We start from the raw sequence: 1,984 nt of genomic DNA, 5'->3' as shown, positions 1-1,984 counted from the left end.
AGAAGCCCAAGGAGGAAACGGCCCGGGGCGGAAGCCTGCTGCCCCCCTTCGGGGGTCTACAGAACGGCCAAGAGGCTCTCGCCTTTCTGGAAACCCCCGAAGGGGGCGGCCGGGATGTGCTGAACGAACGGCTCGCATACAGACCGGCAAATCAAGGCTTGGATCACAGGCAACCGAGGGCCGAGACGCAACGTGAGCCATTGCCGGAATTGCCCGACTGGCCGAGCGGACTTGAATTGCCGGATTGGCCGAGCAAGGATGATTTGCCGGAATTGCCTCAGAAAGAGGTACCATCTCCGACAATCGAGCAGGAAAATGCAACTATAAGCCGAAGCATTGACCCGAGAGATATGTTCCCAAAAGCAAAACGGGTGAGAGATGCGAATCTTGACCCGAGAATTACGAACCAATATGAAACTATTGGAAGAATTTTCCATGAAAATGGCGCCAAGGTTGTAATTTCATCTGCGAATGACAGTATTCATAGTCCCAACTCTCTTCATTATAAAAATTTAGCAATCGATATTCGGGCAAAAAAGTATAATAGAACTATAATGCTAAAAATACAAAACAAACTGAGTAAGGAACTCGGAAAGGATTATGATGTGCTGTATGAAGAGTACCCTGATGACCCAGACAATAACCATATCCATATTGAATATGATCCAAAAGGCAAGGTGATGAAATGAAAAAGATCGCTTTATTATTCTTTTTTTGTGCAAGTTCAATATCCGCCTTGGCCCAGGACCTCTCCGGCGCCTATTGCGTGCTGACCGAGTCCGAATGGACGCAGTGCATCGAGTTGCGGCACGGCGGCGAATGCCGGATCGTCACTGAGTTCTGGGACCCCACGGAAGGTTCCGGCCCCCGCAAAAACATGACCCGCAAGGAGACCCCGTGCCGCTACGAGGTGAACGGCGACCTGGTGTCGCTGGCCTACGAAGGCCGCACGGAGGTGATGAAGGCCGCTGTCTACGACTGGGCGGCCATCGACGAAGAGGGGTGGTCGCCGGGCCTGGAGTTGGTCAATCCGACATACGAGAGAGGCCGGCTGGACCCTGGGGTCTATTGGAAAAAGCCCAGGCGCGAATTCCGCCTCAACGCCCCCCCCGGCCCCGCCCCCTTCGGGGGGTCATAGAAAGGCCGGAAAGGAATTCCTCCATGTCGCGCGCTGAACTGTTCCGGGCCGTTCTGGTCGCGGCCTGCATCCTGCTCCCGGTCGTTCCGGCCCGGGCGGGCGAAACCTTTGTCCTGGACGAGTACCTTTTCCCTCCCACCGGGGACAACGCCAGTTACGAGGGCCCGGACACTCCGCTCGACGAACGGCTGTTCGTCCTGCCCTGGGTCACGCTGGAAAAGGACACCGAAGAGGACGTCTTGCGCCGCTTCGGCAAGGCCCAATCCCTCCCCGGCTGGGACCGCTTCGCCTATTGCTACGAGGAGACCGGTTCCGGCGTGGTGGCCGTGTTTTCAGGATTCCGGGACGACGTGGTTCGCGCGATGCTGGCGGATTCCGCGCGAAGGCTGAAGGACGCCCGGCTGTGCGCGCGCGTGCCCAAGGGGACCTTCACCACGACCACGGCGGCCGGGCTGCGCCGGGTATGACCCGCGACGAGGCCGTGCGGCTCCTGGGCGCGCCCAGGCTGGAAACCCCGTCCCAGCTCTACTACGGCCAAACCCTGAAGACTCCCATGGACCCGGAAACGCGGAAGCGGTTCAGCCGACTCCGGCCGAACTTCACGGACGACGACGCCTGGATCTACGAATACCGCATCATCATGCTGCGTCTGGACAAGGGGCGGGTCTCTTCCTTCACCGTCAGCCGCTCCTCTTCCTCCTGACCGGCTTCGCCCGGCTCCGCCGGTCTACAGAAAGGCAGAGAGGTTTCCGCCTTTCTGAAGCCCCCCGAAGGGGGCGGGACGAGAGCCCGTCACCCTTTTGCAGGACAGGCCCCTTCGGGGCGTTACAGAAAGACGGGGAGGCT

4 protein-coding genes are annotated in these 1,984 nt (G+C 59.0%); all 4 read left to right on the top strand.

The features are described 5' to 3' along the window. Window positions 1-689: hypothetical protein (locus H587_RS20735; RefSeq protein ID WP_211219525.1), on the top strand; the 689-nt coding region annotated here is incomplete at its 5' end. Next, window positions 686-1,138, top strand: coding sequence for a hypothetical protein (locus tag H587_RS0116260; protein ID WP_027177131.1), 453 nt, complete (start codon window positions 686-688; stop codon window positions 1,136-1,138). The genes H587_RS20735 and H587_RS0116260, both read left to right, overlap by 4 nt. A gap of 23 nt (window positions 1,139-1,161) precedes the next feature. Then, entirely contained in the window at window positions 1,162-1,605 is a 444-nt protein-coding gene (locus H587_RS0116255) for a hypothetical protein (RefSeq protein WP_027177130.1), read from the top strand. Then, a complete protein-coding gene (locus H587_RS0116250) occupies window positions 1,602-1,841 on the top strand; it encodes a hypothetical protein (protein ID WP_027177129.1) in 240 nt (79 codons plus the stop codon). Before H587_RS0116255 ends, H587_RS0116250 begins: the two co-directional genes overlap by 4 nt. The last annotated feature ends 143 nt before the right edge of the window (window positions 1,842-1,984 follow it).

It is taken from the genome of Desulfovibrio aminophilus DSM 12254 (assembly GCF_000422565.1).
In the GTDB taxonomy this organism is placed as follows: Bacteria; Desulfobacterota; Desulfovibrionia; order Desulfovibrionales; family Desulfovibrionaceae; genus Aminidesulfovibrio; species Aminidesulfovibrio aminophilus.
Note: the sequence above shows the minus strand (reverse complement) of the source record. Positions and strands in the feature narration are given on the sequence as shown.

Bases quoted from the DNA above. Each gene is read 5' to 3' on its own strand.
- H587_RS0116260 (WP_027177131.1), top strand. From the start codon at position 686: ATGAAAAAGATCGCTTTATTATTCTTTTTTTGTGCAAGTTCAATATCC.
- H587_RS0116255 (WP_027177130.1), top strand. From the start codon at position 1,162: ATGTCGCGCGCTGAACTGTTCCGGGCCGTTCTGGTCGCGGCCTGCATC.
- H587_RS0116250 (WP_027177129.1), top strand. From the start codon at position 1,602: ATGACCCGCGACGAGGCCGTGCGGCTCCTGGGCGCGCCCAGGCTGGAA.